The sequence below is a fragment of the Kitasatospora sp. GAS1066B genome (assembly GCF_041262605.1).
In the GTDB taxonomy this organism is placed as follows: Bacteria; Actinomycetota; Actinomycetes; order Streptomycetales; family Streptomycetaceae; genus Kitasatospora.
On the sequence record NZ_JBGCCO010000016.1, the window covers coordinates 120,465 to 137,529 of the forward strand.

The following is a 17,065-nucleotide window of genomic DNA, read 5'->3' on the forward strand; positions in this document are numbered from 1 at the left end:
TCGTTGGCCCAGCGCAAAAGGAGAGACGCCATGGCCGTGCCCGACAGCCCCGCGCACCCCCTCGCCTCCCTGGCCCAGGAGATCCTGGACCTGGAGTCGGAGACCTTCGAGATCAGCGACTACTCGGACGCCAGTGAGGTCATGCTGGGTTCGTCCACCAGCTGCTCCAGCACCAGCACGTGCTCCAGCACCACCAGCACCACCAGTTGCTGCGCCTGATCTGGTTGGGGGCCGGCTGCCTTGCTGCTCGTCATCGGACGGCAAGGCAGCCGGCCCCAAACCGCGGGCTCTCGGCGGTTGCGGCCATCAGGGGAAGGGATGCGGGACCCAGCGCAGTTCCTGACCTCGACCTCGCGGGAGCAGCCCGCCGCGCCGAAGCGCAGTGTGAAGCCGCGGCATGTGCAGGGCCCGCTGGCGTGACCAGCCGAAGTCGATCGGCAGGAGCCCGGGGACCAGGGTGCAGACGGTGCGCAGTCCCAACTGCCGCTGCTCGGGCGTGCTCTGGTCGATGGCAATGACATCGAATCCGGCCTGGACCAGTTCGTCGCGGCAGAACAGCAGGTCGTCGAGCAGGTTGTGCGAGCGCGGCCGCGCCTGCTGCCAGCCGTTGTAGAGAGCGCTGAGCGGGCGCACAGCGACCGGGTTCAGATAGCTTTCGGCGTGCCGAGCCATCTGGGGCAGGCCGAACAGAGCCGCGTGGTCGGGCAGGCGGCGTACCAGGGTGTAGTCCTCGGCCATGGCGGCCAGTTCGTCAGGGCGCTCGTTGACCTGACGGGGCAGGTGGGGCAGGTAGGTAAGGATCTCGCACAGCGCCGACTCGACGGCGGCTTCGGGGTCGAAACCGGCGCCTGCCGCGAAGGCCAGGGTGCCCGGCCCGTTGTCGCGTCGTACCGCCAGTGCGGTGACGACAGGGACGCGGAGATCCACCCGATTGTCGAACGCGTGGACGTCGTAGCCCTGTAGGGCGGCGCGTGCGGTCATGGACCGCACCGCGGGACTCGCGCATGACGCGAGATCGATCTCGATGAGCTGGGCGTTGCCGTACCAGCCGAGCAGGAACGCGTCACGTTCGATCAGTTCGAGCAGGCCGAAGAGGATCGCCTCCTCCAGGCAGCTGCCGGTGGCGCAGCCGTTGGAGCAGGCGAAGATGAAGTTGTCGGCCGCGGTGCCGGCGCCGTAGTGGCACAGGCGGGCCGGGACCAGGATTGGCCGGTCATCGCGCAGCGAGTGGCCTTGCACCCAGGGGATTGGCGTTCGGGGGTCGAAGGGGCTCAGCATCGGGTCGTCCCGGTAAGTCTGGGCCGGATAGAGACCGCAGTCGCGGGGATCCAGTGCGCCGGGGGCCAGGTTCTCGTAGGAGTCCACCAGCAGGCCTGTGGGGTGGCGGCGGTGCACACCGGCATAGCGCTCCAAGCCTTCCAGGAAGGCCAGGGCCCGGCTCGTGCCGAAGGAGTTGGCCTGGCCGCTCCAGGTCACGTCGTTGAGGCCGGCGCTGCCGCGCACGAAGACGCTGCCGGCCACCGGGGCGGTGGTCGGTGAGGTGATGTCGGCCCAGGTGCCGGTGCCGAGCACACCACAGACGGGGTTGGCCAGCGCCGCCACCGGCAGCTCGTAGGATTCGGGCGGGCGCAGCCGGTAGCGGTCGAGGGCGGGTTTGGCGCGGGCGGCCAGTACCAGGGGCGGTTGGGGTGAGGGCACGCCGGGCGGGGCGCAGTGCGGGCACAGCGGTTCGGCCAGTAACGGCACCGTGTCGATCTGGAGGGTCTCCAGGTCGATGCGCGATACGCGCGGCAGGTGGATGTCGCCAGTGCCGTGCGCGCTGCTGGGGTGCTGGGTGGGGCGGGTGGTGTCGGCGCCGGCGGTGAGCTGGTACAGGGACCAGACGCTGTCCATGAGGTGGTCGCTGAGCGGCGGCCAGTTGATGTTCACCGCAGTGGGGGCGCCACCGGTCTCCAGCGCCTCGCGTTCGGTGCGGCTGCGCAACCGCTGCCAGCGCATGGCCAGGCACAGTCCGCAGGCCGCCGCGGCCTGCGGGCCTGCGCCCCAGGGGCCGATCAGGACGGCTTGCGCGGTTAGGTGGATGGTGGCCCGGGTCTGCGGCCGGTTGCCGAGGCTCTGGGCGCCGCTGAGCAGGTTGGTGGTCCCCAGGGTGGCGACACGGGGCGGGCGGGTGCCGGCGGTGGCGGCTTGTCGGGCCAGGTGGCGCTCCAGGCATTGCCGGGCCGCTTCCAGGGGTAGTGAGTCCGCTAGCTGGGCGGGTGGGGCGGTAGTGGTCACGTGAGTCCTTTCGTGGATGCCCCTGGCTTCAGCCGGGGGAGGAAATGAACTCCCGCGATGGGGGTAAGGCGGACTGCTGGCCCTGGGTGATCAGCTGGTGGATCGTGCTGCACCGCTGGAAGTGGAAGGACGTCCGTCGACGCTTCACCGACCACAACGGCCGGTGGCTCAGACCGTCGGTGGACGGGATCGAACTGTTTGACCTCCAGGCGGTGACGGCCACCCGTTACCGCTACCGAGGGAACACAATGTCCCATCCTTGGAGCCTCCTTAACCACGTTTGAACGGCAGAGCCGTGGAGAGCCCGGTGCGGTGAGAGCCGCACGCCGGGTTCGGCGAGTGGCACGGAGAGACGGACCGGTGGCAACACCGGCACCGCGCTCCGTGCCGACTCAACAGACCTCGACGGAGCACTCCGGGCGGGCGGTCGTCGGTGAAGCAGGAAGTTGTCCCAGCGCCGCGCTCACGCGCAGCGGCTCGGCCGCGAGGCTGAGGGGAATCCCCCTCGTCCACGAGGGGAGGAAGTCAAGGCCGGTTGCTCCAGCGGAAGAACCGGGCGGCCGTCAAGGCGAACAGGACTGCGAAGACGCTCAGCGCGGCGCAGGCCAGGAGCGGGCCGGCGGAGCCGTGGCGCCCGCCGAAGGCGTCGGTCAGCCCCTCGTCGAAGTAGCGCAGCGGCAGCACCTGGGAAACGGTCCGCAGCCAGCCCGGCATCAGGTCGATGGGGTAGAAGGCTCCGGAGAGGAAGGCCATCGGGATCATCACGCAGTTAGCGGTGGCGGCCACCGCCTCCGGTGTGTCCGCCAGGCAGCCCACCAACAGGCCCAGCGCGGCGAAGGAGGTGATCCCGAAGAGCAGGACCGGCAGCGCCAAGGGCCAGGAGGAGGCGATGTGCAGGCCGAACACGGGCAGCAGGGCGACGGTGGTGAACAGCGCGGCCTGCAGGAGGCCGGTGAGCAGGGCCACCGCGTAGCGGGAGGTGAGGACGGCCATGAGCGGGGTGGGGGTGCGCCGGATGAGCCGCAGCAGGTCGTCACGGCGCCAGTGCATCAGGGTGAAGGCGACGCCGAACACGGTCGCGTTGCCGATGCCCCAGGCGAGCACGCCCGGGGCGGTGTAGTTGATGTAGGCCATCGCGCCGTTGACGGACTGGCCGCGAAAGAGGAGCCCGAAGACGACGAGGAACAGCAGCGGGAAGGCGAAGGTGAAGAAGACCGAGGTCCGGTCACGAAAGTAGGCCACGGCGGCGGCCCGGGCCATGGCGGTGTAGGGACTCATGGTTGGCGCTCCGTTGCGGTCAGGTGCAGGTAGGCGTCCTCGAGGGTCGGGTTGCGGGTGCGCACGAGGGCCAGGTCGAGCGTGGCGGCGAGGGCGAGGAACACCTTGCTGATCTGCCTGGTCTCGATCATCACTTCGCCGTCCTGGAAGTCGGCCTTGTCAATGCCTTCCAGAGCGCGGGCCTGCTCGAGTGACAGCAGGCGGGCGGGGACAAACAGCTGCGTCGGTGCACCCATGGACCGGATCAGGTTGGCGGGGCTGTCCATGGCGATCAGCCTGCCGTGTTCGAGGATGGCCACCCGATCGCACAACAGCTCGGCCTCGTCCATGTGGTGGGTGGTGCAGATGATCGTCAGACCTTTGCGGCGCAGCGTGAGCAGCAGGCCCCAGAGCTCGTGCCGGGCCTGGGGGTCGAGGGCGGCAGTCGGTTCGTCGAGGAACACCAGGCTGGGTCCGTGGACGAGCGCTCCGGCCACGGCGAGTCGTTGCCGCTGCCCTCCTGACAGCGTGTCGACCCGGCTACGGGCCTTGTGCGACAGACCGACCAGCTCCAGGGCGAGCTGGGCCGCGGCGCGGTCCAGGCCGTAGAGAGCGGCGACGGTCTCCAGGTGCTCGCCGGCGGTCAGGCGGGTGAAGAAGGACGACGCCTGGCTCTGGACGCCCAGGCGGCGCAGCAGGGCGGTGTTGCGGGGCCATGAGCGCTGGCCCAGGACGGTGACGGTGCCGCTGTCCGGCTGGCGCAGCCCTTCCGCGATCTCGACCAGGGTGGTCTTGCCGGCGCCGTTGGGACCCAGGACCGCGAAGAACTCGCCCCGGCCGACAGTCAAGGACACCTGGTCCAGTGCCTGCACCGCCCCGTATCGCTTGCTCACGTTCCTGAACTCCACGGCGGGATCCGTGGTGGTTGCTACTGGTTTCAACTCGCTCTCCTCACTTCGCTGTGTTCACGCTTGTGGTGGGCCGGGGCCGGCGGCTCCTCGGCTCTGGGCGTCGAGGGACGCCGGTGGGTCCTGAGGCGTCGGCCGGCCGCCCGCAGGACCAGTGCGGCCGCGGCCGCCACCGTGGGCGACCAGAGAGCGGCAAAGGCGTAGCGGCCCGGCAGGAGGTGGGTGGCCAGCAGGCCGCACGCCGCCAGTGCCGCTGCCGCCAGCGCCGCGCAGCCCAGTGCGTAGCCGCCGTAGAGCAGGCGAAGCCGCACGGGGTAGGCGTGCAGGGCGCTGTTGTCGCGCCGGCGCACCGCTTTGGCCGCCAGGGCGGCGAAACGGCGGCTGTCGGTGGCCAGTTGGAGGCAGCCGGCCGCGTGGCCGAGGATCTTGTAGCCGTCCAGCGGTGGCAGCGGCACCAGGTTGGCCAGGGCGGTTGCGCTGCCGAGCAGCAGCAGGGCGGCCAGGAAGGGGCGGGCCTGGGCGTGGTCGGGCAGCAGCGCCCACACGGGGTAGCAGGGTAGGAGTAGGACGAGATTCATGAACGCTCCCGCAGCCGCTGTGGCGATCTGCTGGCGGCGTCGTGCGAAGAACTGGAGGCCCTCCACCTGGCAGTAGAGGTAGGTGATCGGCAGCCGCCAGCGCAGGCCGATCTCGGTGGTGTGACCGCCGTAGGCCTGGGCGGCCAGTCCGTGCGCCAGCTCGTGCAGGGCCAGGCTCACCCACAGCAGTGAGCCGACCGCCAGCAGCGCCACCGGCTCGTGCAGGAGCTGGGCGCTCTGCTCACGCAGCGGGCCCAGCTCGGCGCCGATGGCGCCGAGCAGCGCTGCCACCAGCGCTGACAGGAGCACCAGGAACCAGGGGCGGCGTGCGAAGCCGGTGGCACGGTGCAGTCGCTCCAGCAGGGCAGGCGCGTCGGCGACCAGTCGGATCCGGCCGCTGAGCAGGCTCGGTGCGGCGCCGGGCGGTGCACTGGCGCATCGCCCGGCGCCGGCGTCCGGGGGGCTGGCTCGTTCGAGCAGGCCCCGGGCGTGCAGCAGGTGGAGCAACTGCCGCCAGTGTGTCTGCCCTAGCCGTACCCCGTAGTGCTGCGCGTACTGCTCCCCGATCTCCTGGAGCGATCGCGTGCCGTCCAGACGGGCGATGACGAAGTGTTCCTTCACGCCGATCTCGAGCAGCTTGTCGCTGCCGGGAGCCTTGAGCAGGTGGACCGGGGCGGTGCCGCGCAGCAGCGGGCGGCTGATCCGAAGGCCGGGAAGCAGTCTCGGGCGCAGGCCCGACAGGGCGGTGGCCATCACGGCCTGTCTTCCCTACGTGCTGGCTCGCGCAGGGCGCGGGCCAGCACGTAGGACAGGTAGGCCTCGTCCCCTACGGTCACCCCGAGCCGGTTGTTGGTCATGTGCGCGTATGGGGAGAGCAGCATGGGCAGTGCCTGGGAAGGATCGGTGACCCGCAGGTCGCGCTTGCCGTCCTGCGAGCGAAAGAGTAGTTCGCCGCGATCGGTGAGCTCCAGAACCCGCGCGCGCAGTTCCAGGCAGTGCCGTGCCCAGAGGCCCAGCAGGCCCGGCAGCCGCTCCAGGGCGTCGGCGGCGACGGCTTCGCGGATCATCTGGAAGCGCTTGGGCAGCGAGGCGTCGGTGGCCTGGTAGGCGCGGTCGTAGCCGTCGCGAGCCGTGTAGTTGGTTCCCTCGAACGCCCCGTTCCAGAAGGCGTGGTAGCGATCGAGGAAGGCCAGCAGGTCCTCGCGCTCGGGCAGGAAGCAGCTTGCCGTGGTCATCATCAGCTGCCCGGCCAGACCCAGCACCACCGTGCGAAGGTGCAGGTTCATGGCCTGGGCGACCTCGATGACCAGGTTGCTGGAGTGCTGGAAGTGCCACTGTGCCAGGGCGACGCCGCTGGGCCCCCCGTATTTGCCGAACTCCGGCTCGTACGGCTCAAGGCTGAAGGAGTTGTTCTTCCGCAGTCGCATCCGCCCGTGCGCGTCCAGCAGGTGGGCGGGCCGTTCACCGGGGTACTCGAATGCGAACAGCGTGTCGTAGAGCTCGGCGAGGAAGCCGCCTTTCACCTCGTAGAGGGCGGGGCGCCGGGCGAGGAAGGCGCTGATCGCCTCCTCGGCGCGCAGGCGCACCTGCGGGGCCGCCTGGGGGCGTGCGGGCCGCAGCCGCAGCCGCAGGTGCGGGCCTTCGAGCCAGTAGTTGATGAAGAAGTAGCCGGCCAGCAGGCCTTCGTCGGTCAGTGCCTCGGTCAGCGGCCGCACGCACTGCGTCAGCAGGGGACGGGGACTGGCGGCGTAGAAGATGTGGAAGGCCAGCCAGGCCTCGGGGTCGGCCTCGGCGGGGTCGGGCAGGGCATGGGCCGCCTGGGAGCAGGTGCTGGTGTCGGTCACGGCCTTGTGCTCCTAGCTTGGGCTGGGGTGCGTGCGTGCTCGCTCGCGCGGGGGATGAGTTCGATTGCCAGCTCGGCGACGTGGTGCCCGCGTACGGAGCGCACGTGCAGCGCCTGCTCGCCCGGCAGCATCTCCTCGAAGACGACCTGGCCGGTGGGGTGGGTGAGCATGTGGTCCAGGGCGAGCAGGGACAACGGGCTGTCGAAGTCCACGTAGTGGGGTTTGGCCGGGCCGGTCCAGGTGTTTGCCTCGTCGCTGGGGGAGTGTGGGTGGATGCGGGCGAAGACCTGGTCGGGCAGGGCGTGGCGGCGCCGCCAGCGCTGCCATCGCAGATAGTGCTCGCCCTGGCTGTCCCCGGGGCGGGGCACGGGCAGTGAGGTGGCGTCGGCGCACCAGCTGCGCCGGCTGAGGACCAGGGCGCCATGGCGTACCCGCGGGCGCCGGGTGACGCCCTGGAGGGCGGGGGCGGCCGGGATGCCGCGCCACGGGTCGGGGGTGATCCGGGAGGTGGGGGAGAACAGCAGCAGGGTGCGGGGGACCTCGGGCAGCAGCATCGGGACCAGGTAGCCCAGGTAGAGGGGGATCACCTCGCGGCCCAGCCGCCGTGAGCGCAGGGTCAGGCGGTCCGTCTTGATGTCGTGCTCCACGCACAGGTCCTCGAGAGGGATGCGGGCGGAGTGGGCAGCGGTGCTGCTCTCGCCCGGGCAGACGATCTCGTAGTCCGTCAGCCGGGAGTGCAGGTTGAGGTTGGTGGTGGCTGCGCCCGCTGTGACCTCGGCGAAGACCGCTCCGGGCGGTTGCGCGTCGCGCAGGCTGTCGCGCAGGTCCTCGCCGAGGCCGGGGCCGTCGGCGGCCTCGAAGCAGTGGGTGAAGCGGGTGAAGGGGAAGCAGAGGCCGCCGTAGGAGTTGTTGAGTACCGCCAGGGGGCCGCTTGCTCCGTCGGCCAGTTGCAGGAAGTGGCTGCTTGGCTCGAACCGGCCGCCCAGTGGCGCCAGTTCGCTGGCCACTGAACGCAGGGCCGCGGCGTCCAGCTCCAGCTCCTCGGCGCCGTGCGGCAGGGCCTGCCACAGCCGGTGCATCCGCCGGGTGAACCGGGCCCGGGCGCGGTCCAGCGCGGTGACCTCCGCCAGACCCAGCCAGTTCTCCTCCGGGAGCCAGCTGCGGTCCTCGCCGTGGGTCGGTGCCTTCGCGGTGAACTCCACGTACTGGCGGAAGATGTCCTCGTGGAAGTCGTGGACCAGACGCAGCAGGTCCTGGCAGCGTCCGCCGCGGCCGTAGCGAATGAGGAAGAAGCCTTTCAGGGTCAGGCGCTGAGCCAGTGCCACGTCGAAGATCGGCAGGACGGCGGCCAGCTGGCGCAGTGGTTCGACGGCGCACTCCAGCCACACCCGCGGGTCGGCCTGTACTGGCTTCGTGGTGACGTCTTCGTACAGCAGGGTCTGGGGAAGCGAGGGCGCCTGTGCGCCCAATTCGCTTTGGAGGGACAGTAGTTCTTGGCGCAGATGGGCCAGCAGGGCGCGCCGGGTCGGCACGTCGGCCCCGGGATAGGCGGCCAGGCATGCGGCCGGCGCTTGGAGTCGGTCAGCGATCTGCTCGGCCCACGCGGCCCCCAGACGGCGCAAGGCGTCCTGGAAGGAGCGCAGCGGGTCGGGGCTGTGCACATCGGTGGCCAGGTGGTCCAGTTGCAGGATGTCAAGGCCTAGCAGCACGCTCAGGTAGTGCTCGGCCTCTGCGGGCGTGGCGTTCGTTGCCCGGCACAGCAGGGCCGTCAGCTCCCGGTAGCGGATCGGCGCAGTGGTGTCGACCAGTTCCAGGAGGTGCTCCAGCGCATTGCTGAGCCGTAGGAAGAAGATCCGGTCCTGGACGGCGTCGAAGCTCACCGCGGCGCTGTCGTCGCCGGCGGACACCGAACGCCGCACGTAACGCACACGGTTCTCCTCCAGCACCCAGCCGCCGGCCAGGGTGACCGGCAGGTCCTGGCGGCGCTGGGGGTCGGTGGTGATCAGTTCGGCCAGCCGTGCCAGCACGACGACATTCAGGCGTGGGTGGCTGCGCTGGCCCTGACCGAGTACGAGGTCTGCGCTGGCACCCCGGCTGTGCGTCACCTTCGGGTGCGCCTCGACTGGTTGTCCGTCGTGCGGTGTTGCGCCGAACGTGCCGGCCGCCACCGTGGTCAGGGTGCTGAACGGGCTGGTCTTGCTGGCCGTGCGGTACACGTAGGACAGCAGTGCGCGTTCCAGCTTGCGGGTGCGCTTGTCCGGTGCGCCGGGTGCGCAGGCGGCGTCGAGTCTGCTGTCCAGGGTTGCGGAGGCCAGCAGCAGACCGTGGCGCAGTTCTGGGCGCTCGGCCAGGTGGCGCAGTGCGCTGCGGGTCCTGCGCAGTTCGCTGTCGAAGGTAGCGGTGCCCGCCTGGTGCAGGTGGGCGAGCCTGCTGTGGGCGTGCAGCCATTGTGTGAGCAGGGTTGCGGTGGCGTTGTCGAGCGTCGCGGCAAGTTTCAGGACCGGCTGGGGGTCGTGGGGCAGCCGGTTGTTGAAGACGTCCCTGCGTAGGGCGAGCGCCCGGTGTCGTGCGCTCGCGGGCGCGGCGCTCTTGACCAGCGCCGCCAGCGGCTCACTGAGCAGGGCTCCCAGGTCGGCCAACCGCTCCTGCTCGTCCAGGAGTTCATCGGCCCAGCGGCGCAGGTCGGTACTGCGCAGGGCGTGGATGGCCTCGAGGGGCAGGCCTGCTGCCCTGAGGACGAACCGGGGGGCCAGGTCGAGGGCCGGCGCTTGTGCGCTGCCCGTGCGCTGCCCGGGGCTGTTGGCGGATTTCTTCATGTTCACGGTTCCCCCGGGGCTTCAGACGATCTGGTACTGGAAGTCGGCGGGGTGGGGCCGTTCGTGACCGACCATCATGATCAGCAGCGGCACCTCGCCGGTTTCCGCAAGCCCGAGCTTTTCGGCGTAGGCGACGCAGTCGAAGCCGAGTGCCACGCCGCAGCCCAGGCCGGCCGCGGCCGAGGCGGTGTAGAACGCCTGGGAGGCCGCCCCGACTGCGGCGTTGACCAGCCGCAGGCCCCGGTCGCCGACGGCGTCCAGGACGGCGTGCGTGGGGGCGGCGACCATGATCACCGCGCCGGCTTGCTCCAGGTTGTAGTTGGACAGGAAGTAGGCCTCCTGCAGGAACGCCCCCGGCGCCTCGGTGCTGATCAGCTCCAGCGAGCCGGCCTCGTGGTCGTAGGCGTAGGTCCCGGCGGGCACGTCGTCGACGTGGTTGGCGAAGACGTACAGCCGGGTCAGCGCTGGCCCGTCGGGGAGTTCGACATCGCTGTCCAGGTGTGCGGCCGAGGCGGCTGCCGCAAGGACGGTCGACAGCTGCTCGGCGCGCAGCGGGGGCTGGGCCGAGAACCGGCCGAAGCTGCTGCGCCGGGCCCGCAGGGCCTGACCTATACCGGTGGCCAGTGGCTGCGGCCGGGGCAGGAGCACCTTCTTGGCGACCGTGCGTGCCGGTGCGCTGGAGGTCAGGGCCGCGGCCAGCGCGGCGGGCGCCGGCCGCCGCGCGCTGTGACGTGCGGTCGCCGCGTGGACACGCTGGACCGTTTTGAAGGTGAGCACGCGTTGGGAGCGTTCCTCGTCCGCTATGCGTACTCGCGCCGGCGCTGCGGTGTCGGCGGGGCCCGCAGGCGGGGTGGGTGCGCCGGTGGCCGCGGGTTGCCAGGGCAGCGGGACGACGGCGAAGACCCCCTCCTGCTCGGGCTGGAAGCCGAGCAGTCGGCCCAGTCGCTCCTCGTCGAACCACAGGGCGGCACTGATGTGCAGGCCGTGGGCGCGGGCCCAGATCCGCCAGGTCTGCAGGAGCGCGCCGATGTCCATGGTGACGACGTGGTAGGAGAAGCTGTTGTACTTGAACGCGTTCTGCCAGAAATTGACGCCGAGGACCAGGAACTGGTCGGTGTCACCCAGCAGGGCGTCGTCGCCCACCGCTGCCCGGACCTGGGCGCTGACGTCTCCGGTCAGCAGCCGCTGCATCGTGTGATGGCCCGTCGCGTAATGGTAGACGCCTGGGGTGAGGGGGGCGGCGGGGCCGCTGATCCAGTGGATGCCGATCGGGTAGAGGCCGCCGCCGGAGGCGGTGCCGCGTGACCAGTTGGCCTGCGTGTAGTGCGGCAGAGCGGGCAGGTCGGAGTTGGCCTGCACCGCCAGTCGGCGCCCGGTCAGGCCGTAGGAGTCCTGGAGCATGGCGCCCAGCAGCGCGAGGTCGAAGGTGCCGTCACCGCGGGGCCCGGTCAGACCGCGTTGCGTGGTGGCTGCCGCCTGCGTGTGGCCGGTCGGCAGCGGGAAGTGCTCCGCGTGGGGGAAGAACTTGCCTTTCCTGGGCCGGTCCTGCCAGTTGGGGACGAAGTCCGCCGGTTCCATCGGGACCCGGCCACGGCGCATCACCGCGGTCGCATAGAGGTGGGCGTAGCTCATGGTGTCCCTACCTTCTTGATCGGGTTGTGCCGGGGCGCCGCGCGGATGGGCAGGCAGTGAGCGGGTGAGCGGTGGTCAAGGGAAGGGGTGCGGGGCCTGGTTGAGTTCGTCGTCCCTCAGGTCGTGCTCACGCAGACCTGCGAGCCGGGGCGCGGCGCGCAGCCGGGGCATGGCCAGGGCGCGCTGGCGGCGCCAGCCGAAGTCCAGGGGGAGTAGACCCGGGACGATCACCTTCGCCGTGCGTAGGCCGAGGGCACGCTGCTCGGGTGTGCTCTGGTCGACCACGACGACATCGAATCCGGCGCCGGTCACCGCCTGCACGCAGCGGTCGAGGTCCTCGCGCAGGTCGCCGCAGGCCGCCGAAGCCCACGGCCCGTGGCCACGGCCGCCTGCGGCGAGCGTGCTCAGCGGCCGGCGCGGACCGCCGTCCGCGGCGCGCAGCAGGAAGTCGGCATGGCGGGCCATCTCGGGCAGCCCGTACACCATGGGATGGTCGTGCAGGACTTTGATCCGCTCGAAGTCGGTTGCCATCGCCCGCAGCCGCTCCAACTGGCGCGCGGTGCGCCGGCGCAGGTGCACCGCGTCGGTGGCGATCTCGCACAGGCCGGCCCGCAGAGCCGTTTCGGCATCCAGGCTCGCCCCCGCGCCGAAGCACAGCCGGCCCAGGGCGCCGTCCGTACGCTCGGCGACGGCGGCCACCACCGGGATGGGGAAGGTGATCCGCAGGTCGAAGAAGCGGGCCCGGTAGCCGTACATCTCAAGCCTCTCGACCATGCTGCGGGTCTCACGGCCGGTGCCCTGGTGCGGGTCGAGTTCGGGCAGGGCGAGCTGGCCGTACCAGGCGATCAGGAATGCATCACGTTCGATGACCTCCATCAGCGCGAAGTAGATGGCCTCCTCCAGGCAACTGCCCGACGCACAGCCGTTGGAGCTCTCCTGGACGAACCTGTTCCCCACCCCGCCGGGTGCGTGGTAATAGGCCAGGACCTCGGGCACCAGGATCGGCTCCTGGTCGCGCAGCGAGTGGCCCCACACCCAGGGGATCGGCCGCCTTGGGCAGAAGGGGCGCACCGTCGGGTCGGCGCGGTGGAAATCCTCGCTGTACAGTCCGCAGACGCGCGGGTCCACCGCCCGATCGAGGTCCGCGAAGGCGGCCACCAGGCGGGTGCGCCGTGCGCGTGGCCGCATCCCGGCGAAACGCTCCAGGCCTTCCAGCAGGCCCACCCGGGCACTGCTGCGGTAGCTGCTGGTGTGCCCGCCCCAGAAGCACTCGCGCAGGTACGTGCCCGAGCGCATCGTGAAGCAGCCGGTGGTGGAAGACGTGGAGGTGGAGGTGAGGTCGGGCACCACCCCGGGACCCAGCATCCCGGCGACCGGGTTCACCAGCGCCTGCAGGGGCAGGTCGTAGTCTTCGACGGCGCGCAGCCGAAACGTCCCCGGCGCCGGCTTGGGCCGGTTCTCCAGGACGATCCGCGCCTGCTCGGCGTTGTCGTCCTCGCGGCGTCCGCACTGCGGGCACTGCGCGTCCGCCAGCAGAGGAAAGCCGCTGACCCGCAGCGTCTCCAGGTCGAGCAGGTGGACGGTGGCAGAGCGCAGCGAACCGGCGCCGCCATGGCTGTCCTTGGCCTGGCGACGGGCGGCGAGCAGCGCGGCGAGGGCGTCGGTGACGAACGGCATGGCCCATGGCGGGCTGCCCGCCGCCGCGGTGCCCGAGCCCAGCTCCAAGGCCTCCCGCAGTCCGCGCGGGCGCACTGCCTGCCAGCGCCGGGCCAGGCAGTGCGCGCACGGGGCCCCGGGGCAGGTGCCGGGGTCGCCCGGGCCGACGATCGCGTGGTGCCCGTACAGATGTAGCGCAGTAGCCGGCGCACGCGGGTCTGCTGCGGTGGTGGTGAGTTCGTCGTGTACGCCCAGCACCGACACCCGCACGTCGGGGACGGCGCCTTGGGCTGGCCGGTGGCGCTCCAGGCTCTGCGTCAACTGTGCCGCCAGGCTGTGGCAGGCCTTCGCCCAGGGGCCGGCGTACCCGAGAGCCACACGTGGCCCCGGTCTGTGGTGGCGGCCCGGGGCAGAGGCCAAGACGTCACTGGACATCCGGGTCTCCGTTCGCCAGCAGCACCCGCACTGCGTGGATCCGCCCTGCCCGCAGGTCGGCGGCAGCCACCGGCACCACCAGGACATCGCGCCCCTGGGCGTGCAGCCGCTCCAGGACTGTGCGCGGACCCAACGGCCTTCCTGTGCCCACGGTTGCGGCCCGGGCCGCCGCCAGGGTGCTCGCCTCCAGCGCCCCAAGGACAGGGTCGCCCGTATCGACGCGTCGGCCCTGCTCGCGGCCCAGTTGGACCTGGCCCAGCAGGTCGCGCACGGCCTCCAGCGCGGCCTGGCGCCGGTGCAGTGCGCCGGCGAGCGCCCAGTGGCCCAGGCCTGTCTCCGGGTCGGTGGTGCGGGCCAGGACCACCGGGAGCGGCTGCTGGAGGGTGTCGCCCAACTCCAGGAGCTCCAGGCCCAGGCCGAGGTTCTCGGCCGAGCGGGCGAGGAAGGTGAGTTCGGGATCGTCCCCGAAGATGTCCAGGGCGAACAGCGCCGCATCGCCCTGGCCTCGCAGGTTCTGGCGCAGCGCGTCGAAGGCCAGCGCCGACTGCAGCCCCCGCACGGTTGCCTCCTGCATCGATGCTCCAGCCGACATGCCTGTGCTGGTGGCTTCGAAGGTCCGCTGATGGTTGTACGGGCCGAAGGGGCGCGCTGCGCCGGCGGGGATCAGGGCCGTGCCGCCCGTGCGAAGGCAGGTGGCGGCACACCAGGTGCGGACCTGGGCCGGGGAGGCCTCGGTGCCGCTCCAGGTGCTCAGCTGCGCGGGGCCGATCCGCATCTCGCCCTGGGACCACGTCAGCGAAGCCGCGACGCGCACGTCGCTCAGCGGTACGACGTGCTCGGCATAGACCTCGGCGGCCCGGTACAGCGCGCGCAGTCGCGCACCGGCGACGTGGTGCACATCGAATGCGGAGATCTCCCGCCGGATCCCATGGGCGACTCCCAGCTTCACCGTGGCGATCTTGAGGGGTGTCTGGGTCCAGCCGTCGTCGGCGAAGCCCGCGAAGACCCCGGTGTGCGGCTGGAGCAGGACCGAGCGTGTCTCTAAGGTCAAGAGCGCCGCCTGCGCGGCCTCCTCTTCCTCGATCCCGGAGCCGCCCAGTGGCGGCTGGTGGGCGGGTGCGATGGAGGAGGCGGGGTCGCTGCCCTGCGGGAGCAGGTCGCTCGCCGGGCCCACCGGTTCCTCGTCCAGGCGGGCACAGCGCAGGCAACACGGATGGGGGAGCAGCGGTTCGCAGACGGTGTCCAGCGAGTTCAGGTCCTGGATGACCAGGCGCCCTGCTGTCTCGGCCGGCAGCGCTCCGGTGGTGAGACGGAAGACCTCGAAGCCGAGCAGGTTTCCCAGCATCGCGGCCAGCGGGCTGCTCAGCGGCTGCCCGCCTGGGTGTGCCGGCGCGAACGCTGTCATACCGCTCCATAGGTCCGCCAAGGCGCCCGGGTCCGTGTTGGCGCCCAGACGAAGCGCGGCACACACCCAGCATCCGGTCGAGTCCGCGGTCATGACCGGCCCGATCACCTGGCGCTCACCCAGGCGCCAGGCGGGCAGCACGTGCTGCCCTGGCGGTATGCCCGCCTCCAGCAGTTGGAGCACCTGCTGATCGCGGGTGGCCACGACCAGGTCGAATCCCTCGAGATCCGCCCAGGTGAGCCCGCTGCCGCTCTGGGCGGCACCGGTCAGCCAGCGCACCGACACCGGGCAGCCGCTGTCGGCCAGTGCCCGCTCCTCTGCAGCGACCTCGGCCAGGCTGTCACCGCGCCAGTCCAGACTCGGCAGGACCCCGATGGCGCAGCAGCCGTTGCGTATCAAGCTCAGAACGCACCACAACGCGAGCGGATCGTCACCGAGCACCGCCACCCGGGTCTGCCGGAACCGCTGAAAGCGTTCCTCGGCGTCTCCCACGTAGTGGTCGATGTACTCCAGTTGGGCGGCGAATCGCGTGGCGACCTGCGCGGGCAGGGCTGAGACGCCCACCGCGGGGGGACCGGCGTCGCGGGCGAAACCGCGCTTGTACAGCGCCGCGATGAGTTCCACCACCATGCTCTGCTGCCGCTCGGTGAGTCCCAGGCAGAGCTCGGCCACACTGCGGTCCCCGTTCAGGTGAGGGACGATCAGTGAGGCGAACCGGTAGGCGTCCTTGGTGGCCAGGGTGAAACCGCCGTGCGCGTTGTGGAAGAGCACCCCGGCCGGCGCGCTGGTGAACAGCACGTCCCCTCGGATCCGCGGACGGGTGTCGGCGATCTCCTCGTACACTGCCATGTCTCACACCCTTGTTTTCTGCCGCGCGGCGGCTGTGTGCCGGAGCGAACGCACCGGCCGCTCCATAGGGCTCTGGCCGCACGCCGCTTGCTGGCGCTCACCTGCCGCGCAGGTGAAAACGCGCAGCAGTGCGTGCATGCGGTACGAACCCCGTTGCTCCTCCTGCAGGAGCCCGGCGCGTACCAGGGCGGCCAGGACCAGTTCCCCGCTGACACGGTCACCGGGCGGCAGCTGGCCCGCCTCAGCTTCGTACCGCCCATCGGGCGGATCGTCATATGTCTCGGGCGAGAACACCGGTGACCGGTCGGCCGTGTTGGACTCGCCACGCAGGATGGCCATCTCCAGCCGCTGCAGACCCAGCCCAGGATCGACACCGAGCTCCTCCAGCAGGTGCTTCTTCACCCGGCGGTACTCGCACAGCGCCTCCGCACGCCTTCCAGCTCCCCACAGCGCCTCGATGAGCTGCTCCCAGAACCGCTCGTGCATTGGGTACGCGCGCGCGACCGGCCGCAGCTCGACCACCGCCTCGCGGTAATGGCCCAGGGAGAGTTCGATGTCGAAGACGCGTTCCGCGGTCTGCAGCCACTCATCCTCGAGCTGGGGCACCTCGTCCCGGTGCAGTACCGCGGAGCCGACGTTGACCAGCAGCGGGAACTGCCACAGATCCAGGGCCGAGTGCAGCAGCTCCAACTCGGTGTCCACGTCGTCCGCGGCCGCCGCCCGGTCCCGTATCTCGCGAAACCGCAGCAGATCCAGGCCTTGCGCATCGGTGAGCAGCCGGTAGCCGCCCGGTACCGCCTCGATGACCGTGCCGGAGATCCCGTAGGTGCCGAAGAGCCTGCGCAGGCGTACGACACAGCTCTGCAGCGCGGCCTTCGCGCTCGCCGGGTGCTCTTGGCCCCAGATGACCTGCTGCAGGCGCTCGAGGGACACCACAGCGTTGGGGCGGACCAGGAGCGCGGCCAGCAGGACGGCTGGTTTCGAGGGCTGGAGCACCGCCACGCCCTCGGCGTCCGTGATGGACAGCAGGCCCAGTACCGTGAACCGTGCCGTGCCTGCGTCGTGGGACGGCCGGACCGCCATGGCGGGTGCGCTGTGATTCTCCTCGGACTCGCTCACAGTTACCTCCTCGTACTGAAGACGAGCTGCAAGATTCGGCCTGGACACCTCGGCCCGATGGACACAGTCACGCTAAGAGGCACGGGATACGTCCGTATACCTACGAAAGACGGTCATCGTCAGCGACCTTTGTCGTAGACGGCGACTTGCGATCCACCACCCGCAGCTTCGGCGCGTTCGGGCTCCGTTGGGGGGCGTGTTCGCGTGAACGGTGTCATCCCCTGGGCAGTCGGCTGTCTCCCCCAGGAGGGCACGCCGGTGCAGAACCGGTCGTTCACGACAGCGACGA

General features: G+C 70.8%; 11 protein-coding genes. 1 reads left to right on the top strand and 10 read right to left on the bottom strand.

The window, feature by feature from the left end; genetic code table 11:
* Positions 1-30 precede the first annotated feature (30 nt).
* Positions 31-219, top strand: a complete 189-nt coding sequence (locus tag ABH937_RS19560) for a thiazolylpeptide-type bacteriocin (protein WP_280691395.1) — start codon at positions 31-33, stop codon at positions 217-219.
* Positions 220-306: 87 nt separating this feature from the next.
* Here the strand turns inward: ABH937_RS19560 and ABH937_RS19565 are convergent, their stop codons facing one another.
* From ABH937_RS19565 to ABH937_RS19610, 10 genes are all read right to left on the bottom strand, one after another.
* Positions 307-2,277: a TOMM precursor leader peptide-binding protein gene (locus ABH937_RS19565; RefSeq protein ID WP_370218952.1), complete on the bottom strand. Its 1,971-nt coding sequence runs from the start codon at positions 2,275-2,277 to the stop codon at positions 307-309.
* Positions 2,278-2,802: 525 nt separating this feature from the next.
* Positions 2,803-3,555: an ABC transporter permease gene (locus ABH937_RS19570; RefSeq protein ID WP_280691393.1), complete on the bottom strand. Its 753-nt coding sequence runs from the start codon at positions 3,553-3,555 to the stop codon at positions 2,803-2,805.
* Entirely contained in the window at positions 3,552-4,427 is an 876-nt protein-coding gene (locus tag ABH937_RS19575; protein WP_348533676.1) for an ABC transporter ATP-binding protein, read from the bottom strand. Before ABH937_RS19575 ends, ABH937_RS19570 begins: the two co-directional genes overlap by 4 nt.
* Before the next feature lie 44 nt (positions 4,428-4,471).
* The gene (locus ABH937_RS19580) at positions 4,472-5,773 is read right to left on the bottom strand and encodes a metalloprotease (protein ID WP_370218953.1); all 1,302 of its coding nucleotides are present in this window, start codon (positions 5,771-5,773) and stop codon (positions 4,472-4,474) included.
* Positions 5,773-6,825, bottom strand: a complete 1,053-nt coding sequence (locus ABH937_RS19585; protein ID WP_280691480.1) for a lantibiotic dehydratase C-terminal domain-containing protein — start codon at positions 6,823-6,825, stop codon at positions 5,773-5,775. Before ABH937_RS19585 ends, ABH937_RS19580 begins: the two co-directional genes overlap by 1 nt.
* 35 nt (positions 6,826-6,860) lie before the next feature.
* Positions 6,861-9,680 carry a lantibiotic dehydratase gene (locus tag ABH937_RS19590; protein ID WP_280691390.1) on the bottom strand — a complete coding sequence of 940 codons (2,820 nt, stop codon included), beginning with the start codon at positions 9,678-9,680 and terminating at the stop codon, positions 6,861-6,863.
* A gap of 21 nt (positions 9,681-9,701) precedes the next feature.
* On the bottom strand, positions 9,702-11,312 hold the full coding sequence (locus tag ABH937_RS19595) for a SagB family peptide dehydrogenase (protein ID WP_370218954.1): 1,611 nt from the start codon (positions 11,310-11,312) through the stop codon (positions 9,702-9,704).
* Between the two features lie 75 nt (positions 11,313-11,387).
* Positions 11,388-13,403 carry a TOMM precursor leader peptide-binding protein gene (locus ABH937_RS19600; RefSeq protein WP_370218955.1) on the bottom strand — a complete coding sequence of 672 codons (2,016 nt, stop codon included), beginning with the start codon at positions 13,401-13,403 and terminating at the stop codon, positions 11,388-11,390.
* Positions 13,393-15,657, bottom strand: a complete 2,265-nt coding sequence (locus ABH937_RS19605; RefSeq protein ID WP_370218956.1) for a TOMM precursor leader peptide-binding protein — start codon at positions 15,655-15,657, stop codon at positions 13,393-13,395. Before ABH937_RS19605 ends, ABH937_RS19600 begins: the two co-directional genes overlap by 11 nt.
* Positions 15,658-15,660: 3 nt before the next feature.
* Positions 15,661-16,776 carry an AfsR/SARP family transcriptional regulator gene (locus ABH937_RS19610; RefSeq protein WP_280691386.1) on the bottom strand — a complete coding sequence of 372 codons (1,116 nt, stop codon included), beginning with the start codon at positions 16,774-16,776 and terminating at the stop codon, positions 15,661-15,663.
* Between the last annotated feature and the right edge of the window lie 289 nt (positions 16,777-17,065).